This is a genomic window from Pseudescherichia sp. (assembly GCF_032052675.1).
Taxonomy (GTDB): Bacteria; Pseudomonadota; Gammaproteobacteria; order Enterobacterales; family Enterobacteriaceae; genus Pseudescherichia.
This window is the reverse complement of sequence record NZ_DAMBWA010000018.1, coordinates 1-25,000: the sequence shown is the minus strand read 5'-3', so window position 1 is coordinate 25,000 and position 25,000 is coordinate 1. Positions and strand designations below refer to the sequence as shown.

The window sequence follows — 25,000 nt, the reverse complement described above, 5'->3', positions numbered from 1 at the left end:
TGGGTTATGATCGTAAACCTAAATGTTTTTAATTTGGTTTACAAGTCGATTATGACCCAGGACGATCTCGCCTTTGACCGACGCCATATCTGGCACCCCTACACCTCCATGACCTCCCCGCTGCCGGTCTATCCCGTGCAGTCAGCGCAGGGCTGCGAGCTTCAGCTTGCTTCCGGCGAGCAGCTGGTTGACGGCATGTCGTCGTGGTGGGCGGCTATCCACGGCTATAACCATCCGCACCTTAATGCGGCGATGAAAACGCAGATCGATGCGATGTCGCACGTAATGTTCGGCGGCATTACCCATGCGCCAGCGGTAGCGCTCTGCCGTAAGCTGGTGGCAATGACCCCCGAGGCGCTGGAGTGCGTGTTTCTGGCCGACTCCGGTTCGGTGGCGGTAGAAGTTTCAATGAAGATGGCCCTGCAGTACTGGCAGGCGAAGGGAGAGCCGCGCCGTCGCTTCCTGACCTTCCGCCGGGGCTATCATGGCGATACCTTTGGCGCGATGTCGGCCTGCGATCCGGATAACTCTATGCACAGTCTGTGGGCGGGTTATCTGCCGGATAATCTCTTTGCCCCTGCGCCAGAGAGCCGCTTCGACGGCGAGTGGGACGAGCGGGATATTGCTGGCTTTGCCCGCCTGATGGCTGCCCATCGCCATGAGATCGCCGCCGTTATCCTTGAGCCGATCGTGCAGGGCGCAGGCGGAATGCGCCTCTACCACCCGGAGGTGCTTAAACGCATCCGCCGGATGTGCGACCGGGAGGGGATCCTGCTGATTGCCGATGAGATCGCCACCGGCTTTGGCCGCACGGGTAAACTCTTTGCCTGCGAACACGCCGGGATTACGCCGGACATTCTCTGCCTGGGCAAAGCCATGACCGGCGGGACAATGACGCTGTCGGCGACGCTTACCACCCGCGAGGTGGCTGAAACCATTAGCAACGGCGAAGCAGGCTGCTTTATGCACGGTCCGACCTTTATGGGTAATCCGCTGGCCTGCGCGGTAGCGAATGCCAGCCTCGAGCTGCTGGAGCGCGGTGAGTGGAAGGTGCAGGTTGCCGCCATCGAGGCGCAGCTGAAGCGCGAGCTGGCACCGGCAAGAGCCACTGAGACGGTGGCTGACGTACGGGTGCTGGGGGCTATCGGCGTGATCGAAACCCATCAGCCGGTAAATATGGCCGCCCTGCAGCGCTTCTTCGTTGAGCAGGGCGTCTGGATCCGCCCCTTCGGCCGGCTGATCTACCTGATGCCGCCCTACGTCATCTCAGCGGAGCAATTAAGCAAGCTAACGGACGCGGTGCTGGCGGCGGTAGCCCATCCCGCACATTTTGCGCCTTGAGAACGCACGGGCTATTCTAGCCTTAGGGTTGACAACTCACAGAGGAGCCACGATGAGACTTATCAGCCAGGATATTCGCGAGGGCGAAAAACTACATAATCGCCATGTTTTTAACGGTATGGGCTACGAAGGCGACAATATCTCTCCGCATCTGGCGTGGGACGAGGTGCCGCCGGGCTGCAAGAGCTTTGCCGTCACCTGCTACGATCCCGATGCGCCTACCGGCTCCGGCTGGTGGCACTGGGTGGTGGTGAACCTGCCAGCCGACACCCGCGTGCTGCCGCAGGGCTCCGGCTCGTCGCTGGTTCCCCTGCCCGAGGGCGCACTCGAGACCCGCACTGACTATGGCAAGGCCGGGTACGGCGGCGCAGCACCGCCGAAAGGAAGAACCCATCGCTATATCTTCACCGTCCACGCCCTGGACGTAGAGAAGCTGGACGTTGATGAAGACGCCAGCGGGGCGATGGTGGGGTTTAATATCCACTTCCACTCGCTCGATCGTGCGTCGATCACCGCTCTTTTCAGCTAGCCAACAGGTTATTGAAGCCGATTTACACAATCGGCTTCCCGTTTCGCTCAACTTAGTATAAAAAAGCAGGCTTCATAGGAATTTATTTAACTATTACGCCTGGAGTACCTCTTGAACACATTTTCGGTTTCTCGTCTGACGCTGGCCCTGGCTTTTGGCGTGACGCTGACTGCCTGCAGCTCAACGCCGCCGGATCAGCTTCCCTCAACGCAGACCGCCCCCGGTAGCGCGGCGCGTCCGGTCCTGTCCGCTAACGAAGCGCAGAACTTTGTCCCTGCTCACTACTTTGCGTCAATGGATCAGAACGCAGCGCCGTGGAGCCCGTCCGCTATTCGTCTGCCTGCGCAGCCAAACTTCGTGGTTGGCCCGGCGGGCACGGCGGGTGTGACGCACACCTCTATCCAGGCGGCAGTAGATGCAGCCATCAACAAGCATACCAGCGAGCGCCAGTACATTGCCGTTCTGCCGGGTGAGTATGAAGGCACGGTGTTTGTTCCGGCCGCACCGGGCAGCCTGACCATTTACGGTACGGGTGATAAAGCGGCAGAGGTGAAGATTGGTCTGGCTGTGGATTCCGAAATGGACGGCAACAGCTGGCGTCGTCTGGTTAATCCCGGCGGGAAATATATGCCGGGCAAACCGGCGTGGTATATGTTTGACGCCTGCCAGCGCAAAGGCAGCGCCAGCGTGGGCGTGATGTGTTCGGCGGTATTCTGGTCGCAAAATAATGGCCTGCAGCTGCAGAACCTGACCATTGAGAACAACCTCGGCGACAGCGTTGATGCCGGTAACCATCAGGCCGTGGCCCTGCGCAGCGATGGCGACAAGGTACAGATCAACAACGTCAATATTCTGGGTCGCCAGAACACCTTCTTCGTCACCAACAGCGGCGTGGATAACACCCTGCGTAACGATCGCCAGACCCGTACTCTGGTGACCAACAGCTACGTTGAAGGCGATGTGGATATCGTCGCAGGCCGCGGCGCAGTGGTGTTTGATAACACCGATTTCCGCGTAGTGAACTCCCGCACCCAGCAGGAGGCCTACGTCTTCGCGCCGGCGACGCTCTCCAATATCTATTACGGCTTCCTTGCCACCAACAGCCGCTTTACCGCAGCCGGTGACGGCGTGGCCCAGCTTGGCCGCTCGATGGACGTCGATCAGGCAACCAACGGCCAGGTCGTCATCCGCGACAGCGTGATTAACGAAGGCTTCAACATGGCCAAACCCTGGGGCGATGCCGCCATCTCTAAACGTCCGTTCTCCGGCAACACCGGCGCAGTGGACGACAAAGGCAACGTCACGCGTAACCTGAACGACGCCAGCTTCAACCGCATGTGGGAGTTCAACAACCGCGGCGTGGGCAGCCAGGTCGTCGACGCACCGAAGCAGTAACCCACCTTAATGCCCGGCGGCGCAACGCTTGCCGGGCCTATTCTGCCCTGAACATAACCCTCTACTTCTATCCTCTTAGATATTGCACGTCGTGTAACATCGATCTAGAATATTACACGTCATGTAACAGGGATAGAATCATGATTAAGTCATTCAAACACAAAGGACTGAAACAACTTTTTGAAAAAGGGATTGTTTCTGGAATTCCAGCACAGGATGCTGAGCGAATTAATGACCGCCTACAGGCTATCGACACGGCAAACGAGATTGGCGAGCTGAACCGTCAGATCTATAAGCTGCACCCGTTGAAAGGGGAGCGCGAGGGCTACTGGTCAATTACAGTACGAGCAAACTGGCGTATCACATTTCAATTTATTAACGGGAATGCGTACATTTTGAATTATGAGGATTATCACTAATGAGACAGTTTAAAATTTCCCATCCGGGCGAGATTATCGCCAGAGAGTTGGAGGATATGGGCATTAGTGGTCGCCGTTTTGCACTTAATATCGGCGTAACTCCGGCTACAGTATCGCGTTTTCTTGCCGGTAAAACTGCCATCACCCCCTCGTTGGCAATTCGTATTGCGGCCGCTCTGGGCAGTACACCTGAATTCTGGCTGCGCTTGCAGAGTGCTTACGATCTTCGACAGCTAGAAAATCAAATAGATACATCCGGAATCGTCCTGTACGGCGACAGAAATAAAGAGTCAGCAATAAGCCCAAATCATTAAATTAGGCCTACTTACTGCCACATTTGCTATCGTCCCAGGCGTTGACTATGGTGATTAGGATATCCCTTTGCAGGCGTGAGGCGTACCATGAGCTCAGCGTTTGAACACGATGTCGTCCGCAACCTAATCTGCCGCCAGGGGCGCTACCCCGATATCGCTACGCCCGAAGACTGGTACAGGGCGCTCGCCTTTACCGTCCGGGACCGCATGCTGGCGCGCTGGACCGCCTCCCTTAAAAACTATGCGCATCATCAGGTGAAGGTGGTCTGCTACCTCTCCGCCGAGTTTCTGATTGGCCCCCAGCTGGGCTCCAACCTGTTAAGCCTCAACCTGGAGGATGAAGCGCGGGACGCGATGCGCATGCTCGACCAGGATCTCGATACGCTTCTGGCCGTTGAAGAGGAGCCGGGTCTGGGCAACGGTGGGCTGGGCCGCCTGGCGGCCTGCTACCTTGACTCCCTCGCCTCGCTGGAGATCCCGGCCATTGGCTACGGTATCCGCTATGAGTTCGGTATTTTCGATCAGGATATTGTCGACGGCTGGCAGGTCGAGCGTACCGACAAGTGGCTGAGAATGGGCACGCCCTGGGAGATTGCCCGCCCCGACGTCAGCTTCTGCGTCAACTTTGGCGGATCCACCCAGATGCACACCGATGAGCGCGGGCGACTGCAGGTGCAGTGGACCCCGGCGCGGCAGGTAAAAGGCGTGGCCTATGACGTACCGGTTCAGGGCTATCGAGTCAACACCTGCAACGTGCTGCGGCTCTGGAAGAGCGAGGCGATCGAGACCTTTGACCTCGACGATTTCAACGCCGGGGACTACTACCAGGCGGTGGAGGATAAGGTGGTCTCGGAGACGCTCTCTAAGATACTCTACCCTAACGATGAGCCGGAAGCAGGCAAACGCCTGCGCCTTGCCCAGCAGTACTTCTTTGTCTCCTGCTCGCTGCAGGACATGCTGCGTCTGATGGATGTCAGCCACACGCCGGTGCAGCGCTTCGCCGATCGTTTTGCTGCCCAGCTTAATGACACCCATCCCTCCATTGCCGTTGCAGAGCTGATGCGCCTGCTGGTGGACGAACGTCTGTTACCGTGGGAGGATGCCTGGATCATCACCCGTCGCACCTTCGCCTACACTAACCACACCCTGCTGCCGGAGGCGCTTGAGACGTGGGGCCTGCCGCTAATGCAGAGCATGCTCCCACGGCTGGTAGAGATTATCTTTGAGATTAACAGGCGTCTGCTCGACGAGGTGCGACGGGCCTACCCCGGCGATGAGGCACGAGTGATACGCATGTCGCTGATCGACGAGCAAGGCAGCAAGCGCGTACGCATGGCTAATCTCGCGACGGTGGGCAGCCATCGGATCAACGGCGTAGCGGCGCTGCATTCGGATCTGCTGCGGGAGACCACGCTTCGCGACTTCGCCGAGATGTTCCCTGAACGTTTTCTTAACGTTACTAACGGCGTCACGCCCCGCCGCTTTTTAATGTTGAGCAACCCGAGCCTGGCGGAGCTGATTGATAAAACCATCGGCCTTGCCTGGCGCACGGATCTCACCCGCCTTGAGGCGTTGACGACCCATGCCGATAAGCCAGCATTCCGCAAAGCCTGGCGCGCCATCAAGCGTGAGAACAAAGCGGTACTGGCGGATCGCATCCAGCAGCGACTGGGGATCGCGGTCTCGCCGGATATGCTGTTTGATATCCAGGTCAAGCGCATTCACGAGTACAAACGCCAGCACCTTAACGTGCTCTACATCATCAGCCTCTACCGTCGTCTGTGTTGGGATCCCTCCGTGAAGATCGCCCCGCGCTGCTTTATCTTTGGCGGCAAGGCCGCGCCCGGCTATACGATGGCAAAACTGATGATCCGCCTGATTACTGGCGTGGCGGAAGTGGTGAATAACGATCCGGCGATTAACCACCGGATTAAGGTTCTGTTCTGGCCCGATTTCAATGTGCAGAATGCCCAGGCGATCTACCCGGCGGCGGATCTCTCCGAGCAGATTTCGCTGGCGGGAAAAGAGGCCTCGGGTACCGGCAACATGAAATTCATGATGAACGGCGCGCTGACCATCGGCACGCTCGACGGGGCCAACGTCGAAATTCGCCAGCAGGTGGGAGAGGAGAACTTTTTCCTTTTCGGCATGACCGCCGAGCAGGCGGAGGCGCTGAAGAGCAAGGAGTATCAGCCTGCGGGCTACGCAGAGGAGAACGTTGATCTGCGCGACGCCCTGGAGCAGATCGACCAGGGGCGCTTCTCGCGCGGCGACAGAGAGATGTTCCGCCCTCTGCTCGACAACCTGCTGTATGACGATCCCTTCCTGGTGCTGGCGGACTTTGCCGACTACGCCGCCTGCCAGCAGCGGGTTAACGACGCCTGGCATGACGAAGAGCAGTGGACGCGGATGTCGATTCTTAACACCGCCCGCTCGGGCATATTCTCTTCGGATCGGGCGATTAAAGCGTACTGCGAGCAGATCTGGCAGGCGACGCCAGAGAAGATCGATCTCTCCGATTTTGACAACTAATCCCCGGCGGCGCGGCGCTTGCCGGGGCTACAGCGAGCACGTTCCGTAGGCCGGGCAAACGCAGTGCCGCCCGGCGTTACGCTGCCAACACATTAGTGCGCGTGCACCACCACCCACATTGGCCCCTGCCCAACGGCATAGCGGCCCTTCTCCTCAAGCAGGCCCTGCTCGCCCTGGATTGCATACAGCGCGATATGGTGCGATTTCTGCCCTGCCGCAATCAGGTATTTACCGCTGTGGTCGATATTAAAGCCGCGCGGCTGGGTTTCAGTGGGCTGGAAGCCCTCCACGGCCAGCACGCTGCCATCTTCCGAAACGCTAAAGATGGTCACAATGCTGGCGGTACGGTCGCAGGTGTAGAGGTGACGCCCGTCCGGCGTAATGTGAATATCCGCCGCCCAGCGGGTATCGGCGAAGTCGGCAGGCATCATATCCAGGGTCTGCACGCACTCTATCTGACCGTGGGCATTGCTGAGCTGCCACACGTCTACCGAGCCGTTGAGTTCGTTGACGCAGTAGGCGTACTGCTGATTCGGGTGGAACGCCATATGGCGTGGACCGGCACCCTCAACGGTGGTCACTTCCGCCGGGCTCTGGGCGGTAAGCTGGCCGTTATCACCAAGGGTAAACAGGCAGATGCGATCCTGCTTCAGCGCTGGCACCCACAGGGTGGCGTTATCCGGAGAGATATTGGCCGAGTGGCATCCTTCCAGCCCCTCTACCAGGGTAGTTATCTCCCCCGGCAGACCGTCGTTGAGCGGGGTAACGCTGACGCTGCCCGCGTTGTAGGAGGCGGTAAAGAGAAAGCGACCCTGGCGATCGGTGGAGATGTGCGTCGGGCTACCGGACAGCGGCGCTTCTGCGGTAAAGGTCAGCGCACCATCTTCCGGAGCGATGCGGTAGGCCAGCACGCGAAACTCCGGGCGTACGCCAACGTAGAGAAAGCGTTTGTCTGGGCTAACCACCATCGGCTGCACCTGGCCTGGCACATCAACGACCTGCACCAGGGTCAGCGTACCTTCGTCATTCAGACGCCAGACGTGGATCTGCTGGCTCTCGGGGCTGGCGGTATAAACGGTTTGCTGCATAAGTTCTCCTTGATCGCAAAAGCAGTGAAATAGATAACCACGATAGTCTTTTTTAGCGGCGAATGCTGTATTTCTGCCCGACGTTTTGCCAGGCCCTCATGCCGGTGTACCATGCGTAACGAGTTGAATTTCATTCTCTACCTGGAACACGACATGACCTCGCGAGTTATTGCACTGGATTTAGACGGCACGCTGCTGACCCCCACAAAGACCCTGCTCCCCTCTTCACTTCAGGCGCTGGCACGCGCCAGGGAAGCGGGCTTCACACCGATCATTGTGACCGGCCGGCACCATGTTGCCATCCATCCTTTTTATCAGGCACTGGCGCTCGATACACCTGCAATTTGCTGTAACGGCACCTATTTGTATGATTATCAGGCAAAAAAGGTTATTGAGGCCGATCCGCTCCCGGTAGCCCAGGCGCTGCAACTCATTGATATGCTCAATGAGCATCAGGTTCACGCCCTGATGTATGTCGATGATGCGATGGTGTACGAGACCCCGACCGGGCACGTGCTGCGCACCCTTAACTGGGCGCAGTCCCTGCCGCCAGAGCAGCGCCCGGTCTTTACCCAGGTCGATTCGCTGGCGCAGACGGCACGTGAGGTGAATGCCGTCTGGAAGTTTGCCCTTACCGATGAAGACAGTGCCAAGCTCAACGCCTTCGCCCTTGCGGTAGAGCAGCAGCTTGGTCTGGAGTGCGAGCGCTCCTGGCACGATCAGATAGATATTGCCCGCCAGGGTAACAGCAAAGGTAAACGGCTGGCGCAGTGGGTGGCTTCCCAGGGGCTGTCAATGCAGGATGTGGTAGCTTTTGGCGATAACTTTAACGATATCAGCATGCTGCAGGCGGCAGGCATGGGCGTAGCGATGGGTAACGCGGCGGACGAGGTGAAAGCCCACGCCAACGTAGTGATTGGCGACAATACCACCGATACCATCGCCGAGTTTATCTATACCCACCTGCTGTGATCAGGTGGTAATCGAGACGCTCTTGATCTGGGCGTAGAGCCACAGGCCAGGTTTGATACCCAGCTCATCCCTGGCCCACGGGCTGATACGCGCCCAGAGCGTGCGGCTGCCCACCTCCAGCTGGACCTCAACCTGGCCCTGGTCGTCGTAGCACTGGGCCACCTTTGCCCGCAGAATATTGCGGATGCTGCTGTTGACCGGGGGCTGCAACACCAGCGAGACGTCCGACGCCTGAATACGGATGCGCAGCGCCGTCTGTAGCGGGCTATCAAGCTTATTGACCCACAGGTGCTGATCCCCGAGCGCCAGCGCGGTCATGGCATAGTGCGGATGGTGCTCCAGCACGCTCACTTTCAGCACGCTGCTCTGCTGCTCCGGCGGTAGCCACGGGTTCATCACCCGGCTGCCCCAGATATCCTCCAGATTGCCAAAGGCTTTCACCTCTCCCGCCTCCAGCACCATCACCTTATCGGCAAGATGCAGGATCTCATCCAGCGAGTGGCTGACATAGAGCATCGGAATATTAATCTCCCGCGCCAGCCGCTGCAGGTAGGGCAGCAGCTCGCGCTTGCGGGGGATATCCAGCGAGGCCAGCGGCTCGTCGAGCAGCAGCAGCTCTGGCGCAGTGAGCAGCGCCCGGCCAATCGCCACCCGCTGCTTCTCCCCGCCGGAGAGGCTGCCCGGCAGCCGGTCGAGCAGCGGCTCGATGCCCAGCAGGGCCACCAGCCGGTCGAACTGCCCGGCCATGCTTTTTGCCATGCCGTAGCGTAGGTTGCCAAGCACCTTATAGTGCGGAAAAAGGCGCGCATCCTGGAAGACGTAGCCAATTCGCCGCTTCTCCGGCGGCAGGCAGATGCCTTTTTCGGTATCGTTCAGCACCCGCTCGTTGAGCACGATGTGCCCCTGCTGCGGGCGCGTCAGGCCGCCAACGGCGTTAATTAGCGAGGTTTTTCCCGCTCCCGAAACGCCAAAAATGGCGGTGATGCCGCTGGCGGGCAACGTGGCCTCAACGTGCAGCCGGTGCGTGCCCAGCGTCTGGGTAAAATTGAGTTCCAGCATGGTCTACCTCCCCGTCCGCTCGCGGCTGATCCGCGCCAGCCACTCGGATACCAGCAGTGAAATCAGCGCCAGCACGATAGAGATCAGGCACAGCCTCGCCGCCGCGCTTTCGCCGCCGGGGGTCTGGATCAGGGTGTACATTGCCGACGGAATGGTGCGCGTTTCGCCGGGAATGTTGGAAACAAAGGTGATGGTCGCGCCAAACTCGCCAAGGGAGCGGGCAAAGGCCAGCACCGTCCCGACGATAATCCCCGGCAGGGTCAGCGGCAGCGTGATGGTCATAAAGACCCGCCAGCGCCCGGCCCCAAGGGTCCGTGCCGCCTGTTCCAGCTTGATATCGACCCCTTCCAGCGCCAGGCGAATGGCCCGCACCATCAGCGGAAACGACATCACCGCCGCCGCCAGCACCGCGCCGCGCCAGCTAAAGGCAAAGGTGAGACCAAACCAGTCGTAGAGCCACTCGCCGATAAAGCCCCGGCGGCCCATCGCAATGAGCAGCAGATAGCCTACCACCACCGGAGGCAGCACGAGGGGGAGATGCAGCAGGCTATCGAGCAGCGCTTTGCCCGGGAAGGTACAGCGTACCAGTAGCCAGGCAAAGAAGATCCCAAAGGGCAAGCTGAAGAAAACAGCCAGGGAGGAGACTTTCAGGCTCAGCAATACCGCCTGCCATTCGGGATCGGTCAATATCATTCGTGCGTCGTAAATCCGTAACGTTTAAAGATTTCAGAAGCCTGCGGGCCCTTCAGATAGTCATAAAACGCGCTAACCGTGGCGTTTTTATGCCCATCGATAATAGCCAGCGGGTATTCCACCTTTTTATGCGAATCTTCCGGGAAGGTGCCGACCACCTTTACACCCTTGCTGGCCACGGCATCGGAGCCGTAGACAATACCCAGCGGGGCTTCATTACGCTCCACCAGCGCCAGCGCGCCACGGACGTCCTCCGCCGGGGCAAGCTTCGGCGACAGCGTATCCCATGCGCCCAGCTTCTGTAACGCCTCTTTGGCGTAGATGCCCGCCGGGACATGCTCCGGATCGCCCACTGCCAGACGGCCACCCTTCAGCAGGCTAGCCCAGTTGGTTTTATCGTTAATCGCGATCTCGGCCTGGGCGCTCGCTTTTGGCGCGACCACCACCAGGCTGTTGCCAAGCAGCGTTTCACGGCTGGCGGTATCAATTGCTTTTTTATCTACCGCGTAGTCCATCCACTTCTGATCGGCAGAGATAAAGAGATCGGCAGGCGCACCCGCCTCAATCTGGCGGGCCAGCGTTGAGGAGGAGGCAAACGACGAGACTACCTTGACCTTTTTCTCTTTGGTATAGGCAGTGGCGATATCCTGCATCGCGTTAGTCAGCGACGCGGCAGCAAATACCGTGATCTTCCCCTCGTCCGCCAGGGCATGGCCCGCGAGTGAAAGGGTTAATGTCGCACCTGCTAAAAAGCGTAATCCCGAACGTGCCATATCTGACTCCTGTGAGTAACGTTATATACGCCACAATATAACGATAACCCTCGGGTTTTTACAGGAATAATTTGTACCGTTTAAGCAGTACCCCTCTGTAAAACAGATATCGGCAACGGATAAAAAAGCTTGAATAGCAAAACGCCCGCAAAGGCGGGCGTTTTTGGAAAACTAGCGGGACTCTCTGGACCGGTCTTTGTGGCCGATGCCGGAAAAGATGTTGAACACTTCACCGAGGCCGTAGATTGCTCCCAGAATAATGGCCATCACCACGGGTACCATGATCACCGCGAATAACAGACTTTTCAATAACTCTAACATGGTCTACTCCAGATATAGTGAAGTTATCATTCTAACCTGGTGGCACAGAATTACACGTCCCTTTTGTGCGATGCCCCTTGCAGCCGTGCGCAATTAGGTCACAATAATCCTTTTGCAAGGATTGACTATGCAGGCTGAAATCCTCCTTACCCTTCGGCTCCAGCAGCGGCTATTTGCCGATCCCAGACGCATCACCCTTCTCAAACAGATAGAACAGACCGGCTCCATTAGCCAGGGGGCGAAGAACGCCGGCATCAGCTATAAAAGTGCCTGGGACGCCATCAACGAGATGAACCAGCTCAGCGAGCAGACGCTGGTTGACCGCGCGACGGGTGGCAAAGGCGGCGGTGGCGCGCAGCTTACGCGCTACGGTCAGCGGCTGATTCAGCTCTACGAGCTGCTGGCGCAGATCCAGCAGAAAGCTTTCGACGTGCTCAGCGACGACGATGCCCTCCCCCTCAACAGCCTGCTGGCGGCCATCTCCCGTTTCTCGTTGCAGACCAGCGCGCGTAACCAGTGGTTCGGCACGGTCACCGGCCGGGATCGCGCCCAGGTTCAGCAGCACGTCGACGTTCTGCTCGCCGACGGCACCACCCGGCTGAAGGTCGCCCTGACCGCCCGCAGCGGCGAACGTCTCGGGCTGGACGAGGGCAAAGAGGTGCTGGTGCTGTTAAAAGCGCCGTGGGTGAATATTACCCAGGATAGCGCCGCTGCCGCCGGAGCCGATAATCAGCTGCCGGGACGCATCAGCCATATTGAGCACGGCGAAGCGCAGAGTGAAGTGCTGATGACCCTGCCGGATGGCCAGACGCTGTGCGCCACCCTTGCGCGCGAGCAGGCGGACCGGCTGGCACCAGAGAGCGAAGCGATCGCCTACTTCAGCGCTGACCGGGTTATCATCGCTACCCTCTGCTAAGCCGCTGGCATTGACAATCCTGTCGACAGCACGTATCTCTGTGCACTACTGCTGCAAAAAATGGGATACGTCATGTCGTTATTGCATATTTCGCAAGGCACGTTTCGTCTTAGCGATACACGCACGCTCGCTATCAGCGACCTCACGCTGCGCGCCGGTGAAAGCTGGGCCTTTGTCGGCACCAACGGCAGCGGCAAATCGGCCCTCGCCAGGGCGCTGGCCGGTGAGCTTACCCTCCTGAAAGGCACCCGGGAGAGCACCTTTACCCGTGTCACCCGCCTCTCCTTTGAGCAGCTGCAGAAGCTGGTCAGCGACGAGTGGCAGCGGAATAATACCGATCTGCTCAGCCCCGGCGAAGAGGATACTGGCCGCACCACGGCACAGATTATCCAGGATGAGGTGAAAGATCCGGCGCGCTGTGCCGATCTGGCCGCCCGCTTTGGCATTACCGCCCTGCTCGATCGCCGCTTTAAGTACCTCTCTACCGGCGAGACGCGCAAGACCCTGCTGTGTCAGGCGCTGATGACCGATCCTGAGCTACTGATTTTGGACGAGCCTTTTGACGGACTGGACGTCGCCTCCCGCGCCCAGCTGGCGGATCTGCTGGGTCAGCTCAATGCCCAGGGCATCACCCTCGCGCTGGTGCTTAACCGCTTCGATGAGATCCCGGATTTTGTCGAGAACGCCGGGGTGCTGGTGGACTGCACCCTGAGCGAGACCGGCGCGAAGCAGGCCCTGCTGGAGCAGGCGCTCATTGCCCAGCTGGCCCACAGCGAGACGCTGGCGGGCATGGCTCTGCCGCCGCCGGATGCGTCCCCGGCCCATCACCTGCTGGCCGCGAATGCCCCGCGCATTGTGCTTAACGATGGCGTGGTCTCCTACAACGATCGGCCCATCATTAACCACCTGAGCTGGACCGTGAACCCCGGCGAGCACTGGCAGATTATCGGCCCCAACGGCGCGGGCAAATCGACCCTGCTCAACCTGATTACCGGCGATCATCCGCAGGGCTACAGCAACGATCTGACCCTGTTTGGCATCCGCCGGGGCAGCGGCGAGACCATTTGGGATATCAAGAAACATATCGGCTACGTTAGCAGCAGCCTGCACCTGGAGTACCGGGTCAGCACCACGGTGCGTAACGTGATCCTCTCTGGCTATTTTGACTCGATTGGTATCTACCAGGCAGTGTCGGATAAGCAGCAGAAGCTGGCCCAAAGCTGGCTGGATATTCTGGGCATCGATGCCCGTACCGCCGATGCCCCCTTCCATAGTCTCTCATGGGGACAGCAGCGGCTGGCCTTGATTGTCAGGGCGCTGGTGAAGCACCCTACCCTGCTGATCCTCGACGAGCCCCTACAGGGGCTGGATCCCCTTAACCGCCAGCTGATCCGCCGCTTTGTTGACGTGCTGATAGGCCAGGGTGAAACTCAGCTGCTGTTTGTCTCCCACCACGCCCAGGACGCTCCCGCCTGCATTACCCACCGGCTGCATTTTGTCCCTGAGGGTGATAGCTACGGCTATCGTATCGACCATCCGGCCTAAGCCGTTTGGCTGACATTTTTCAGACCAGGCGCATAAGAGCGCTTTAATTGCTTGATATTACTTAGCATTTAAAGCGCAATTCCCGCTGCGATCTTTTAGTGTAAGCGATTCCACTACTTTCGTTCATGTCACACTTTTTACATCTCTGTTATGCTATCGTTATTAGATAACATATGGTTAATGGAGCCAAATATGCGAGTTCTGGTTACAGGTGGTAGCGGTTACATTGGCAGTCATACCTGCGTACAGCTGTTACAAAACGGTCATGACGTCGTTATTCTCGACAACCTCTGCAACAGTAAGCACAGCGTACTGCCGGTGATCGCCCGACTGGGCGGTAAAGAGGCCACCTTTATCGAGGGCGATATCCGTAACGAAGCGCTGCTGACCGACCTGCTTCGCGAGCAGGCTATCGACACGGTGATCCACTTTGCTGGCCTGAAGGCCGTTGGCGAATCCGTGGCGAAGCCGCTGGAGTATTACGATAATAACGTGAACGGCACCCTGCGCCTGGTCGCTGCCATGCGCGCGGCTAACGTCAAAAACCTTATCTTTAGCTCCTCGGCCACCGTCTACGGCGACCAGCCGAAGATCCCGTACGTTGAGAGCTTCCCTACCGGTACGCCGCAAAGCCCCTACGGCAAGAGCAAGCTGATGGTAGAGCAGATCCTCACCGACCTGCAAAAAGCCGATCCCGAGTGGAGCATTGCTCTGCTGCGCTACTTCAACCCGGTGGGCGCGCATCCGTCGGGCGATATGGGTGAAGATCCGCAGGGTATCCCCAATAACCTGATGCCCTACATCGCGCAGGTGGCGGTAGGCCGCCGCGAGTCGCTGGCTATCTTTGGCAACGACTACCCGACCGAAGACGGCACCGGCGTGCGCGACTATATCCACGTGATGGATCTGGCCGACGGCCACGTGGCCGCGATGCAGACGCTGGCAGGTAAAGCCGGGGTACATATCTATAACCTGGGCGCAGGCGTCGGCAGCAGCGTGCTGGACGTGGTCAACGCCTTCAGCAAAGCCTGCGGCAAGCCCATTACCTATCACTTTGCTCCGCGTCGCGAGGGCGATCTGCCGGCCTACTGGGCTGACGCCAGCCGCGCCGATAAAGAGCTGAACTGGCGGGTGACCCGCTCTCTCGATGAGATGGCGCAGGACACCTGGCGCTGGCAGTCCCGTCACCCGCAGGGCTATGCGGATTAAGGAGGATCCTATGACACAGTTTAACCCGGTCGATCACCCCCATCGCCGATACAATCCGCTGACCGGACAGTGGATCCTGGTTTCGCCCCATCGTGCCAAGCGTCCGTGGCAGGGCGCGCAGGAGACGCCGTCCCAGCAGACCCTGCCAGCGCACGATCCCGACTGCTTCCTCTGCCCCGGCAATACCCGCGTGACCGGTGATAAAAACCCGGATTATACCGGCACCTTTGTGTTCACCAACGACTTTGCCGCGTTGATGAGCGATACGCCGGATGCACCGGAGAGCGACGATCCGCTGATGCGCTGCCAGAGCGCCCGCGGCGTCAGCCGGGTGATCTGCTTCTCCCCGGATCACAGCAAAACCCTGCCGGAGCTGAGCCTCCCGGCGCTGGAAGAGGTCGTCCAGACCTGGCAGGCGCAGACCGCCGAGCTGGGTGAAACCTATCCCTGGGTGCAGGTGTTCGAAAATAAAGGGGCGGCGATGGGCTGTTCTAACCCCCATCCGCACGGCCAGGTGTGGGCCAACAGCTTCCTGCCCAATGAGATTGAGCGGGAAGACCGCCTGCAGCGAGACTATTTTGCCGCTAACGGTGCGCCAATGCTGCTGGACTACGTCAAGCGCGAGCAGGCCGACGGTAGCCGTACCGTGGTCGAGACCGAGCACTGGCTGGCGGTGGTGCCCTACTGGGCGGCCTGGCCGTTTGAGACGCTGCTGCTGCCGAAAGCCCCGGTGCTGCGCATTACCGATCTCAGCGACGACCAGCGCAGCGACCTCGCTCTGGCCCTGAAAAAATTAACCAGCCGCTATGACAACCTGTTCCAGTGCTCCTTCCCCTACTCAATGGGCTGGCACGGGGCACCGTTTAACGGCGAAGAGAATTCACACTGGCAGCTGCACGCCCACTTCTATCCGCCGCTGCTGCGCTCCGCCACGGTGCGCAAGTTTATGGTCGGCTATGAGATGCTGGCGGAGACCCAGCGCGATCTCACGGCGGAACAGGCCGCCGAGCGCCTGCGGGCGGTCAGTGATATCCATTTTCGCGAATCAGGAGTTTAACCATGAGTCTGAAAGAAAAAACGCAATCTCTGTTTGCTGAGAAGTTCGGCTACCCTGCCACGCATACGTTTCAGGCTCCGGGCCGCGTCAACCTGATCGGCGAGCATACCGACTATAACGACGGCTTCGTGCTGCCGTGCGCCATCGACTACCAGACGGTGATTAGCGCCGCGCCGCGTACGGATCGCACCGTGCGCGTTATCGCCGCCGACTACGACAACCAGACCGACGCGTTCTCTCTCGATGCGCCGATCCTCGCTCACGACAGCCAGCAGTGGTCAAACTACGTCCGTGGCGTGGTGAAGCATCTGCTTAATCGCGATAAAAGCTTTGGCGGGGCGGATCTGGTGATCAGCGGTAACGTGCCGCAGGGCGCGGGCTTAAGCTCGTCGGCCTCGCTGGAGGTCGCCGTGGGTACGGTCTTCCAGCAGCTCTATCACCTGCCGCTGGACGGGGCGCAGATCGCCCTCAATGGTCAGGAGGCAGAAAACCAGTTTGTCGGCTGCAACTGCGGCATTATGGATCAGCTGATCTCTGCTCTTGGCAAAAAAGATCATGCTCTGCTGCTCGACTGCCGTACGCTGGGCACCCGCGCGGTCTCCATGCCGCAGGGCGTGGCGGTGATCATCATCAACAGCAATTTCAAACGCACCCTGGTCGGCAGCGAGTACAACACCCGCCGCGAGCAGTGTGAAACCGGGGCGCGCTTCTTCCAGCAGCCTGCCCTGCGCGACGTCTCCCTGGAGCAGTTCAACGCCGTGGCCAACGAGCTGGATCCGCTCGTTGCCAAACGCGTGCGCCACGTACTGACTGAAAACCAGCGTACGGTTGAAGCAGCCGACGCGCTGGAGAGAGGCGATCTGCAGCGGATGGGCGAGCTGATGGCCGCCTCCCACGCCTCTATGCGCGATGATTTCGAGATCACCGTGCCGCAGATCGATACCCTGGTAGAGATTGTTAAGGAGACCATCGGCGACAAAGGCGGCGTGCGCATGACCGGTGGCGGCTTCGGCGGCTGCATCGTGGCGCTGGTGCCGGAAGAGCTGGTTTCCCAGGTTCAGGAGGCGGTGGCGGCACAGTATGAAGCCAAAACCGGTATCAAAGAGACCTTCTACGTCTGCAAAGCATCAGAGGGGGCCGGACAGTGCTAAACGAAACCCCTGCGCTGGCCCCGGACGGGCTGGCATACCGCTTAATCACCCTGCGCAACGGCGCGGGGATGGTGGTTACCCTCATGGACTGGGGCGCAACCCTGCTCTCCGCTCGCGTGCCGATGTCGGACGGCTCAGTGCGTGAAACGCTTTTAGGCTGTAACACCCCCCAGCGCTACGTGGAGCAGACCGCCTACCTGGGCGCGTCGGTGGGCCGCTACGCCAACCGCATCGCCAAAAGCCGCTTCACCCTCGACGGGCAGAGCTACTCGCTGCTGCCGAGCCAGGGTGAAAACCAGCTTCACGGCGGGCCGGAAGGCTTTGATAAACGCCGCTGGCGTATCGTGCGTAAGAACGACAGCGAAGCGCTGCTGAGCCTGACCTCCCCCGACGGTGACCAGGGTTACCCTGGCAACCTGAATGCCAGCGCCCTCTTCCGCCTGACGGAGGATAACCGCATCTCGATTGAGTACCGCGCCACCGTGGATAAGCCCTGCCCGGTAAACCTGACCAATCACGCCTACTTTAACCTTAACGGCGTGCAGTCGGACGTGCGCGACCACCAGCTGCAGCTGCTGGCCGATGCGTACCTGCCGGTAGATGAAACCGGTATCCCTTACCAGGGAGTGAAGGCGGTTGATGGCACTAGCTTCGACTTCCGTCAGCCGAAAACCATCGCGGATGATTTTTTACAGGATGAGGATCAGCGGAAGGTTAAGGGGTACGATCACGCTTTCCTGCTGCAGGCGAACGGTGATGTCAGCCAGCCCGCGGCACACCTCTGGTCGGCGGACAGGAAGCTACAGATGAGCGTCTACACCACTGCTCCGGCGCTGCAGTTCTACTCCGGCAACTATCTTGAAGGCACGCCTGCCCGCGAACAGGGCGAGTACAGCGCGTATCAGGGGCTGGCGCTGGAGAGCGAGTTCCTGCCGGATAGCCCGAACCATCCGGAGTATCCGCAGCCTGACGCCATCCTGCGCCCCGGCGCGGAGTACGTGAGCCTGACCGAGTATCAGTTTATTCCGCAATAGTTGGATACGCCCGGCGGCGCTGCGCTTGCCGGGCCTACAGGCAAATATTTGCCCATCCTGCTGAAATAAGCACCGTTTGCCGACAAAATCCTAACCCCGATTTCACAAGCACCTTACACTACGCCACTATTTTCGCTATGGTAATGGTTATGCGTTGCTGCTGGCGTCGCCACGGCAATATAATGAGAATTGTTATTATTCAATCAGGTTTATTAAGGAGAGAGTATGGCTGTTACTAAGCTCGTTCTGGTTCGTCATGGCGAAAGCCAGTGGAACAACGAAAACCGCTTCACCGGCTGGTACGATGTTGACCTGTCCGAGAAAGGCGTGAGCGAAGCAAAATCAGCAGGTAAGCTGCTGAAAGAAGAAGGCTTCAGCTTTGATTTTGCCTACACTTCCGTGCTGAAACGCGCCATCCACACCCTGTGGAACGTCCTTGATGAACTCGATCAGGCCTGGCTGCCGGTAGAGAAGTCCTGGAAACTGAACGAGCGTCACTACGGTGCGCTGCAGGGCTTGAACAAAGCCGAAACCGCTGAGAAGTACGGTGACGAGCAGGTTAAGCAGTGGCGTCGTGGCTTCGCGGTGACGCCGCCGGCGCTGACCAAAGACGACGAGCGCTTCCCGGGCCACGATCCGCGTTACGCATCTCTGACCGAGCAGGAGCTGCCGCTGACCGAGAGCCTGGCGCTGACCATCGATCGCGTGATCCCTTACTGGAATGAAACCATTCTGCCGCGCCTGAAAAGCGGCGAGCGCGTGATCATTGCCGCTCACGGTAACTCCCTGCGTGCGCTGGTGAAGTACCTGGACGACATGGGTGAAGATGAGATCCTTGAGCTGAACATCCCGACCGGCGTACCGCTGGTGTACGAGTTCGACGAAAACTTCAAGCCGATCAAACACTACTATCTGGGCAACGCTGACGAAATCGCTGCAAAAGCGGCGGCGGTAGCGAACCAGGGTAAAGCGAAGTAATTTAAGATTGCCCGGCGGCATTAGGCTGCCGGGCATAATTATCAACCGCGACGCGCTTTCACCGCGTTAGCCAGCTGACGCAGAATAGTGTCGGTATCTTCCCAGCCAATGCAGGCATCCGTCACGCTCTTGCCATAGACCAGCGGCTCACCGCTCTCCAGGCTCTGGTTGCCCTCTACCAGATGGCTCTCAATCATCACGCCAATTATCGCTTTCTCCCCACCAGCGATCTGCTGACAGACATCTTCACCCACGGTCATCTGCTTCTTGAACTGCTTGCTGGAGTTAGCGTGGCTGAAGTCGATCATCACCTGCGGTGCCAGCCCGGCTTTTTCCAGCCCCTGCTTCACCTCTGCCACGTGCTTCGCACTGTAGTTCGGCTCTTTGCCGCCGCGCAGAATGATATGGCAGTCGCCGTTGCCGCTGGTATTCACAATGGCCGAGTGGCCCCACTTGGTGACGGAGAGGAAGCAGTGCGGCGCCCCGGCTGCGTTGATCGCGTCAATCGCCACCTTAATGGTGCCATCGGTACCGTTTTTGAAACCTACCGGGCAGGAGAGCCCGGACGCCAGCTCGCGATGCACCTGAGATTCGGTGGTGCGTGCGCCAATTGCCCCCCAGCTCATCAGATCGGCAACGTACTGCGGGGTGATCATATCAAGGAACTCCCCCGCCGCTGGCAGGCCGCTGTCGTTAATCTCCAGCAGCAGCTTGCGGGCGATGCGCAGGCCGTCATTGATCTGGAAACTGTTATCCATATGCGGATCGTTTATCAGCCCTTTCCAGCCCACGGTGGTACGCGGCTTTTCAAAATAGACGCGCATCACGATCTCCAGCTCACCCTTTAGCTCTTCACGCAGGGTCAGCAGGCGGGCGGCGTACTCTTTGGCCGCCGCCGGATCGTGAATGGAGCAGGGTCCGATTACGACCAGCAGACGATCGTCACTGCCTTTGAGGATCTTATGAATAGCCTTACGGGCATGAGACACCGTGTTGGCTGCGGTCTCGGTCGCCGGGAACTTCTCCAGCAGTGCGACAGGGGGTAACAGTTCGTTAATCTCTTTAATGCGTAAATCGTCGTTCTGATAATTCATGATCGTTCCAGCGTTTGCCATACTTATGTCAGAGAGTGCAATCCCTCCAATCTAACGGCTCGGTCAGGAACTGTAAACGCACTTTTACACTCAATACGGAATATTCCTGAAAAGTGATAAAAAAGGGTTACCCGCTAGCGAACGCTGGCAACGTGACTAAACTTTTTACCTGTAACCACTTTGTTTTTATTTTTTATCCAGATTCCATTCTGCCTTTTCGGTAAGAAGTGGCATCTTTCACTACTGAGCGAATAATCCGTTTCGCATCTGCACTGTTGGATATCGCTATCCAATGTAATGACGAGAACAGGAGCACGATTATGAAAATGAATAAACTGGCCACAATTTTACTGACGACTACCCTGACTCTGGCTAGCGGCGCAGCACTCGCAGCATCTAACAGCAACGGTGCAGCCAATGCTGCTGCAGACGCCGGGGCCGTAGCACCGGGCGCTAAACAGAATCTGCAGCCTAATCACGTTAACAACAACGACATCAATACCGGCAACACCAACGCAGCAACCGGCTCTACCGGAACTAACACGACCGGCACAACCGGTACTGCAACCGGTGGCGCTACCGGTACGGGTAACACCTCCAGCGGCGGCATGCTGCACTCCAACGGCGGAGCGTCAACCAGCGCCGACGGCCAGCATATGGATAAAGACGACATCCATAAAAACAGCATGTGTAAAGACGGCCGTTGCCCGGACGTGAATAAAAAAGTTGAAACCGGTGACGGTATGAATAACGACGTTGATACCAAAACTGATGGTACTTCGCAGTAATCACGTTGTTATGCAATATGAGGAGAGCTACGGCTCTCCTTATTTTTTTGTGGCGAGGAAATAAAAATCTGTAATGATGTAAGCCGCTGAGAATAGTTAAAATGGAATAAGACTCATGGCGCATAACCACTCACACGCTTCCCCCTCTGAACACCATGATGGCAATGCCCGTCGACTGCTGCTGGCCTTTAGCGTTACCGCCCTGTTTATGGTGGTCGAAGTTATTGGTGGCCTACTCTCCGGCTCGCTGGCGCTGCTGGCCGATGCCGGTCATATGCTCACCGATGCGGCCGCCCTGCTCTTCGCCCTGCTTGCCGTACATTTTGCCCGTCGGCCGCCGACCACGCATCGTACCTTCGGCTGGCTACGCCTCACCACACTGGCGGCATTTGTTAATGCTCTGGCGCTGGTCGCCATCACCTTTATGATTGTCTGGGAAGCCATTGTGCGCTTCTATCATCCGCAGCCGGTGGCGGGCTCTACTATGCTGGCCATTGCCATCGCGGGCCTGGTCGCCAATATCGTTTCATTCTGGATCCTGCATCGCGGTAGCGAAGAGAAGAACCTGAACGTACGGGCGGCGGCGCTGCATGTTCTGGGAGACCTGCTTGGCTCCGTAGGGGCGATTGTAGCGGCGCTGGTGATCCTCTGGACGGGCTGGACCCCCGTTGACCCCATACTCTCGGTCCTTGTCTCCTGTCTGGTGCTACGCAGCGCATGGAAACTGCTTAAGGAGAGCGTGAACGAACTGCTCGAGGGCGCGCCGCTATCGCTGGACATTGGCGCGCTGCGACGCCATCTGCGCCGCGACGTGCCGGAGGTGCGCGACGTGCACCATGTGCACGTCTGGACGGTGGGAGAGAAGTCGATAATGACGCTGCACGTGCAGGTTATTCCCCCGCACGATCATGATGCGCTGCTGGAACGCATCCAGCACTTCCTGATCCATCATTATGAGATTTCACACGTGACGATCCAGATGGAGTACCGCCCCTGCAGCGGCCCGGAGTGCAATCTCAATACCCTGCCCTCCGGCCACGCCCACCATCATCACCACTAGCCAACCAGCGCGCGTGAGCCTCGTTCGCGCGCGCTGTTGATCCACATCCGGCTGCCGTTTAGGGCAATAAAGGTGAGGATCAGATACTCCAGCGACATCGCGTAAACGCCCTGCAGGGCAAAAATCACCACGCTAATCACGTTAACCACCACCCACAGCAGCCAGTTCTCGACATATTTGCGGGTCATTAGCACCATCGCCACAATCGACAGCACCATCAGGCAGGCGTCCCAGAACGGGAATGCATCGGGCTGTAGCGCCGGCATCGCCACGCTTAAACCCAGCGCCTGCATAATAGAGACCGCAATGCGGGTCAGAAAAGTGAACACCGGATCGATAAACAGGGTCATCAAACCAATCGCCAGAGCGCAAATCACCAACCAGACGATTGCCTTAGCGCGCGGCAACCAGCGAATTTGCAGCACGGCCTCGTTCTGCGTCGTTTGTCGCGACCAGGCGTACCAGCCGTAGATATTGGCGGCAAAAAAGAAGAGCTGCAGCAGCAGGCTGGCGTAGAGCTGGATCTGGAAAAAGATCACTGCAAACAGCGTCACGTTGATTAAGCCAAAAGCGTAGTTGCTGATCTTCTCCAGGCTGGCAAGCCAGATGCACAGTAGCCCGGCGAGGGTGCCAACCGCTTCGATCCACGAGAGATCGTAGCCGCCAGCCCCCAGCGGAATGTGGACCAGAATATTCTGCGTACTAAAAAAATCCATTTTTGCCCCGAGTAGCGAAAAGTGAAATTGTCTTAACAATCATAGCCGTTATCTAACCGCACGTAATTAACGCAGCGTTGCGGCAAAATCCAGCATCCGGTTAAGCGGCAGCAGCGCCCCCTCACGCAGTGTTGCGTCGACATGGATCTCGTGCAGCGCCCCACCCTGCTCCAGCCCCTCTGCGATAGCCTGCAGACCGTTCATGGCCATCCACGGGCAGTGCGCGCAGCTGCGGCAGGTTGCGCCCTCACCGGCGGTAGGCGCTTCCAGCAACGCTTTCCCCGGAACAGCCTGCTGCATTTTGTAAAAGATACCGCGATCGGTGGCGACAATAAGCTGCGGGTGCGGCAGCGTTTTGGCCGCATTGATGAGCTGGCTGGTCGATCCCACGGCGTCCGCCATATTTACCACCGCCTGCGGTGACTCAGGGTGAACGAGAACGGCCGCGTTGGGATAGAGGGCCTTCATGCGGGCCAGCGCCTGCGTTTTAAACTCGTCATGGACGATGCAGGCCCCCTGCCAGCAAAGAATATCCGCCCCGGTCTGCTTCTGTACGTAGCTGCCGAGATGGCGATCCGGCGCCCATATAATTTTCTCGCCAAGGCTATCGAGATGCTCAATCAGCTCGACGGCGATGCTCGAGGTGACTACCCAGTCTGCTCGCGCCTTAACTGCGGCGGAGGTGTTGGCGTAGACCACGACGGTACGGTCCGGGTGCGCATCGCAGAAGGCGTTGAACTCTTCAATGGGGCAGCCAAGGTCGAGGGAGCACTCAGCCTCGAGCGTGGGCATAAGAATGGTTTTTTCCGGGCTGAGGATCTTAGCGGTCTCGCCCATAAAGCGCACACCTGCCACCAGCAGCGTGGAAGCAGGATGTTTGGCACCGAAGCGCGCCATCTCCAGCGAATCGGAGATGCAGCCGCCGGTCTCCTCCGCAAGCTGCTGGATCTCGGGATCGGTATAGTAGTGGGCCACCATCACCGCATCCCGCTCCTTTAGCACTCTTTTGATCTTTTCGCGGTAAAATGCCTTTTCGTCGGGGCTCAGCGGGCGTGGCTTCGGTGGGAAGGGATAGATCGCGGTTTCAGGATCGAACATTACGCTCATCATGCTTTCTCGTTTTGCTGACTTAACAATAATGCCCGTGCCTGCTGTCACTGACTAAGGAAAAGGCATTTGAGTTTTATATACTAAACAAGATAGCGGATTGTAGAGTAAAAGTCACAACAAATAGGCGTGAGATCGCTATGTCGGGCGGCGCTTCGCTTGCCCGACCTACACAGCTATGCAGACGATGATAAACCGTAGGCCGGGTAAGCGCAGCGCCACCCGGCATCGTATCGCAGAAAGCAAAAAAGCGCCTTTAGGGCGCTTTTTTACATTGGTGGGTCGTGCAGGATGACTCGGCTTCGCCTCGCCCTTCGGGCCGTTGCTAAAGCAACGTTATCCTTCACGTTCAACATCTATTTTTTATGTTGAAATTGGTGGGTCGTGCAGGATGACTCGCTTCGCTCGCCCTCCGGGCCGTCGCCGCAAGCGGCTCCGTTGTCTCACTACGTTCGACTCGAACCTGCGGCAGGTTCGAATCTTTTGAAAACGGCAGATAGCAAAAAAGCGCCTTTAGGGCGCTTTTTTGCATTGGTGGGTCGTGCAGGATTCGAACCTGCGACCAATTGATTAAAAGTCAACTGCTCTACCAACTGAGCTAACGACCCCTTTTGGGGAACTCTCTTCGAAGTGGTGGGTCGTGCAGGATTCGAACCTGCGACCAATTGATTAAAAGTCAACTGCTCTACCAACTGAGCTAACGACCCATTCGGGTGCTGACTTCGAAGATTATTTTACTCGGTACCAACAGAAATTGGTGGGTCGTGCAGGATGACTCGGCTTCGCCTCGCCCTACGGGCCGTTGCTATCGCAACGTTATCCTTCACGTTTTACTATCGTGTTCCACCAGAACGATTGGTGGGTCGTGCAGGATTCGAACCTGCGACCAATTGATTAAAAGTCAACTGC

Annotated in this window: 24 protein-coding genes, 2 tRNA genes and 2 other RNA genes; 16 read left to right on the top strand and 12 right to left on the bottom strand. The window is 58.4% G+C overall.

Going from position 1 to position 25,000, the window contains the following annotated elements:
• Positions 1-51 precede the first annotated feature (51 nt).
• The 6 genes from bioA (at position 52) to RTX96_RS18935 (ending at position 6,530) form a co-directional block, all read left to right on the top strand.
• A complete protein-coding gene (gene bioA, locus RTX96_RS18960; protein ID WP_409418574.1) occupies positions 52-1,341 on the top strand; it encodes an adenosylmethionine--8-amino-7-oxononanoate transaminase in 1,290 nt (429 codons plus the stop codon).
• Between the two features lie 52 nt (positions 1,342-1,393).
• On the top strand, positions 1,394-1,870 hold the full coding sequence (locus RTX96_RS18955; RefSeq protein WP_103819778.1) for a kinase inhibitor: 477 nt from the start codon (positions 1,394-1,396) through the stop codon (positions 1,868-1,870).
• Between the two features lie 111 nt (positions 1,871-1,981).
• Positions 1,982-3,265 carry a putative acyl-CoA thioester hydrolase gene (locus RTX96_RS18950; RefSeq protein WP_312671792.1) on the top strand — a complete coding sequence of 428 codons (1,284 nt, stop codon included), beginning with the start codon at positions 1,982-1,984 and terminating at the stop codon, positions 3,263-3,265.
• A 140-nt stretch (positions 3,266-3,405) separates the two neighbouring features.
• A complete protein-coding gene (locus tag RTX96_RS18945) occupies positions 3,406-3,684 on the top strand; it encodes a type II toxin-antitoxin system RelE/ParE family toxin (RefSeq protein ID WP_312671791.1) in 279 nt (92 codons plus the stop codon).
• Positions 3,684-3,998 (top strand): HigA family addiction module antitoxin, encoded by a 315-nt coding sequence (locus tag RTX96_RS18940; protein WP_103819781.1) that lies wholly within the window; start codon positions 3,684-3,686, stop codon positions 3,996-3,998. The genes RTX96_RS18945 and RTX96_RS18940 overlap by 1 nt, the downstream gene beginning before the upstream one ends.
• An 87-nt stretch (positions 3,999-4,085) precedes the next feature.
• On the top strand, positions 4,086-6,530 hold the full coding sequence (locus RTX96_RS18935) for a glycogen/starch/alpha-glucan phosphorylase (protein ID WP_312671790.1): 2,445 nt from the start codon (positions 4,086-4,088) through the stop codon (positions 6,528-6,530).
• A 92-nt stretch (positions 6,531-6,622) separates the two neighbouring features.
• On the opposite strand, the gene pgl is transcribed toward RTX96_RS18935, so the two are convergent.
• Entirely contained in the window at positions 6,623-7,618 is a 996-nt protein-coding gene (gene pgl, locus RTX96_RS18930) for a 6-phosphogluconolactonase (RefSeq protein ID WP_312671789.1), read from the bottom strand.
• Positions 7,619-7,771: 153 nt separating this feature from the next.
• On the opposite strand from pgl, the gene RTX96_RS18925 reads away from it, so the two are divergent.
• Entirely contained in the window at positions 7,772-8,590 is an 819-nt protein-coding gene (locus RTX96_RS18925; protein ID WP_312671788.1) for a pyridoxal phosphatase, read from the top strand.
• Here the strand turns inward: RTX96_RS18925 and modC are convergent, their stop codons facing one another.
• The 4 genes from modC to RTX96_RS18905 form a co-directional block, all read right to left on the bottom strand.
• The gene (modC, locus tag RTX96_RS18920; RefSeq protein ID WP_312671787.1) at positions 8,591-9,649 is read right to left on the bottom strand and encodes a molybdenum ABC transporter ATP-binding protein ModC; all 1,059 of its coding nucleotides are present in this window, start codon (positions 9,647-9,649) and stop codon (positions 8,591-8,593) included.
• A gap of 3 nt (positions 9,650-9,652) precedes the next feature.
• Positions 9,653-10,342 carry a molybdate ABC transporter permease subunit gene (gene modB, locus RTX96_RS18915; RefSeq protein ID WP_103819786.1) on the bottom strand — a complete coding sequence of 230 codons (690 nt, stop codon included), beginning with the start codon at positions 10,340-10,342 and terminating at the stop codon, positions 9,653-9,655.
• The gene (modA, locus tag RTX96_RS18910; RefSeq protein WP_312671786.1) at positions 10,339-11,115 is read right to left on the bottom strand and encodes a molybdate ABC transporter substrate-binding protein; all 777 of its coding nucleotides are present in this window, start codon (positions 11,113-11,115) and stop codon (positions 10,339-10,341) included. The genes modB and modA overlap by 4 nt, the downstream gene beginning before the upstream one ends.
• Positions 11,116-11,286: 171 nt before the next feature.
• Positions 11,287-11,436 carry an AcrZ family multidrug efflux pump-associated protein gene (locus tag RTX96_RS18905; RefSeq protein WP_103819788.1) on the bottom strand — a complete coding sequence of 50 codons (150 nt, stop codon included), beginning with the start codon at positions 11,434-11,436 and terminating at the stop codon, positions 11,287-11,289.
• Positions 11,437-11,563: 127 nt separating this feature from the next.
• On the opposite strand from RTX96_RS18905, the gene modE reads away from it, so the two are divergent.
• The 7 genes from modE to gpmA all read left to right on the top strand — a co-directional run bounded on the left by modE (position 11,564) and on the right by gpmA (position 19,326).
• A complete protein-coding gene (gene modE, locus RTX96_RS18900; RefSeq protein WP_312269270.1) occupies positions 11,564-12,352 on the top strand; it encodes a molybdenum-dependent transcriptional regulator in 789 nt (262 codons plus the stop codon).
• 72 nt (positions 12,353-12,424) lie between these two features.
• Entirely contained in the window at positions 12,425-13,897 is a 1,473-nt protein-coding gene (modF, locus tag RTX96_RS18895) for a molybdate ABC transporter ATP-binding protein ModF (RefSeq protein WP_312671785.1), read from the top strand.
• A gap of 192 nt (positions 13,898-14,089) precedes the next feature.
• Positions 14,090-15,106 carry a UDP-glucose 4-epimerase GalE gene (galE, locus tag RTX96_RS18890; RefSeq protein WP_103819791.1) on the top strand — a complete coding sequence of 339 codons (1,017 nt, stop codon included), beginning with the start codon at positions 14,090-14,092 and terminating at the stop codon, positions 15,104-15,106.
• 10 nt (positions 15,107-15,116) lie between these two features.
• Complete coding sequence (galT, locus tag RTX96_RS18885) at positions 15,117-16,163, top strand: galactose-1-phosphate uridylyltransferase (protein ID WP_312269272.1); 1,047 nt, start codon at positions 15,117-15,119, stop codon at positions 16,161-16,163.
• A gap of 2 nt (positions 16,164-16,165) precedes the next feature.
• Positions 16,166-17,314 (top strand): galactokinase, encoded by a 1,149-nt coding sequence (galK, locus tag RTX96_RS18880; protein ID WP_312671784.1) that lies wholly within the window; start codon positions 16,166-16,168, stop codon positions 17,312-17,314.
• Positions 17,308-18,348 carry a galactose-1-epimerase gene (gene galM, locus RTX96_RS18875; RefSeq protein ID WP_312671783.1) on the top strand — a complete coding sequence of 347 codons (1,041 nt, stop codon included), beginning with the start codon at positions 17,308-17,310 and terminating at the stop codon, positions 18,346-18,348. The genes galK and galM overlap by 7 nt, the downstream gene beginning before the upstream one ends.
• A gap of 225 nt (positions 18,349-18,573) precedes the next feature.
• On the top strand, positions 18,574-19,326 hold the full coding sequence (gene gpmA, locus RTX96_RS18870; RefSeq protein ID WP_042392192.1) for a 2,3-diphosphoglycerate-dependent phosphoglycerate mutase: 753 nt from the start codon (positions 18,574-18,576) through the stop codon (positions 19,324-19,326).
• A 41-nt stretch (positions 19,327-19,367) separates the two neighbouring features.
• Here gpmA and aroG read toward each other — a convergent pair whose 3' ends face one another.
• On the bottom strand, positions 19,368-20,420 hold the full coding sequence (gene aroG / locus RTX96_RS18865; RefSeq protein ID WP_103819795.1) for a 3-deoxy-7-phosphoheptulonate synthase AroG: 1,053 nt from the start codon (positions 20,418-20,420) through the stop codon (positions 19,368-19,370).
• Positions 20,421-20,740: 320 nt separating this feature from the next.
• On the opposite strand from aroG, the gene RTX96_RS18860 reads away from it, so the two are divergent.
• On the top strand, positions 20,741-21,208 hold the full coding sequence (locus tag RTX96_RS18860) for a protein YbgS (RefSeq protein ID WP_103819796.1): 468 nt from the start codon (positions 20,741-20,743) through the stop codon (positions 21,206-21,208).
• Between the two features lie 115 nt (positions 21,209-21,323).
• Positions 21,324-22,268 carry a CDF family zinc transporter ZitB gene (zitB, locus tag RTX96_RS18855; RefSeq protein ID WP_103819797.1) on the top strand — a complete coding sequence of 315 codons (945 nt, stop codon included), beginning with the start codon at positions 21,324-21,326 and terminating at the stop codon, positions 22,266-22,268.
• On the opposite strand, the gene pnuC is transcribed toward zitB, so the two are convergent.
• The 6 genes from pnuC to RTX96_RS18825 all read right to left on the bottom strand — a co-directional run.
• Positions 22,265-22,984, bottom strand: a complete 720-nt coding sequence (gene pnuC / locus RTX96_RS18850) for a nicotinamide riboside transporter PnuC (protein WP_268108656.1) — start codon at positions 22,982-22,984, stop codon at positions 22,265-22,267. The two genes, zitB and pnuC, sit on opposite strands and share 4 nt — an antisense overlap.
• A 66-nt stretch (positions 22,985-23,050) precedes the next feature.
• Positions 23,051-24,091: a quinolinate synthase NadA gene (gene nadA / locus RTX96_RS18845; RefSeq protein WP_312671815.1), complete on the bottom strand. Its 1,041-nt coding sequence runs from the start codon at positions 24,089-24,091 to the stop codon at positions 23,051-23,053.
• Between the two features lie 375 nt (positions 24,092-24,466).
• A non-coding RNA gene (locus RTX96_RS18840) (RtT sRNA) lies at positions 24,467-24,591 on the bottom strand.
• A 32-nt stretch (positions 24,592-24,623) separates the two neighbouring features.
• Positions 24,624-24,699: transfer RNA gene (locus tag RTX96_RS18835), tRNA-Lys, on the bottom strand.
• 23 nt (positions 24,700-24,722) lie between these two features.
• Positions 24,723-24,798: transfer RNA gene (locus RTX96_RS18830), tRNA-Lys, on the bottom strand.
• A gap of 48 nt (positions 24,799-24,846) precedes the next feature.
• A non-coding RNA gene (locus RTX96_RS18825) (RtT sRNA) lies at positions 24,847-25,000 on the bottom strand; the annotation flags it as partial.

Bases quoted from the DNA above. Each gene is read 5' to 3' on its own strand.
- bioA (WP_409418574.1), top strand. From the start codon at position 52: ATGACCCAGGACGATCTCGCCTTTGACCGACGCCATATCTGGCACCCC.
- RTX96_RS18955 (WP_103819778.1), top strand. From the start codon at position 1,394: ATGAGACTTATCAGCCAGGATATTCGCGAGGGCGAAAAACTACATAAT.
- RTX96_RS18945 (WP_312671791.1), top strand. From the start codon at position 3,406: ATGATTAAGTCATTCAAACACAAAGGACTGAAACAACTTTTTGAAAAA.
- RTX96_RS18940 (WP_103819781.1), top strand. From the start codon at position 3,684: ATGAGACAGTTTAAAATTTCCCATCCGGGCGAGATTATCGCCAGAGAG.
- RTX96_RS18935 (WP_312671790.1), top strand. From the start codon at position 4,086: ATGAGCTCAGCGTTTGAACACGATGTCGTCCGCAACCTAATCTGCCGC.
- pgl (WP_312671789.1), bottom strand. From the start codon at position 7,618: ATGCAGCAAACCGTTTATACCGCCAGCCCCGAGAGCCAGCAGATCCAC.
- RTX96_RS18925 (WP_312671788.1), top strand. From the start codon at position 7,772: ATGACCTCGCGAGTTATTGCACTGGATTTAGACGGCACGCTGCTGACC.
- modC (WP_312671787.1), bottom strand. From the start codon at position 9,649: ATGCTGGAACTCAATTTTACCCAGACGCTGGGCACGCACCGGCTGCAC.
- modB (WP_103819786.1), bottom strand. From the start codon at position 10,342: ATGATATTGACCGATCCCGAATGGCAGGCGGTATTGCTGAGCCTGAAA.
- modA (WP_312671786.1), bottom strand. From the start codon at position 11,115: ATGGCACGTTCGGGATTACGCTTTTTAGCAGGTGCGACATTAACCCTT.
- RTX96_RS18905 (WP_103819788.1), bottom strand. From the start codon at position 11,436: ATGTTAGAGTTATTGAAAAGTCTGTTATTCGCGGTGATCATGGTACCC.
- modE (WP_312269270.1), top strand. From the start codon at position 11,564: ATGCAGGCTGAAATCCTCCTTACCCTTCGGCTCCAGCAGCGGCTATTT.
- modF (WP_312671785.1), top strand. From the start codon at position 12,425: ATGTCGTTATTGCATATTTCGCAAGGCACGTTTCGTCTTAGCGATACA.
- galE (WP_103819791.1), top strand. From the start codon at position 14,090: ATGCGAGTTCTGGTTACAGGTGGTAGCGGTTACATTGGCAGTCATACC.
- galT (WP_312269272.1), top strand. From the start codon at position 15,117: ATGACACAGTTTAACCCGGTCGATCACCCCCATCGCCGATACAATCCG.
- galK (WP_312671784.1), top strand. From the start codon at position 16,166: ATGAGTCTGAAAGAAAAAACGCAATCTCTGTTTGCTGAGAAGTTCGGC.
- gpmA (WP_042392192.1), top strand. From the start codon at position 18,574: ATGGCTGTTACTAAGCTCGTTCTGGTTCGTCATGGCGAAAGCCAGTGG.
- aroG (WP_103819795.1), bottom strand. From the start codon at position 20,420: ATGAATTATCAGAACGACGATTTACGCATTAAAGAGATTAACGAACTG.
- RTX96_RS18860 (WP_103819796.1), top strand. From the start codon at position 20,741: ATGAAAATGAATAAACTGGCCACAATTTTACTGACGACTACCCTGACT.
- zitB (WP_103819797.1), top strand. From the start codon at position 21,324: ATGGCGCATAACCACTCACACGCTTCCCCCTCTGAACACCATGATGGC.
- pnuC (WP_268108656.1), bottom strand. From the start codon at position 22,984: ATGGATTTTTTTAGTACGCAGAATATTCTGGTCCACATTCCGCTGGGG.
- nadA (WP_312671815.1), bottom strand. From the start codon at position 24,091: ATGAGCGTAATGTTCGATCCTGAAACCGCGATCTATCCCTTCCCACCG.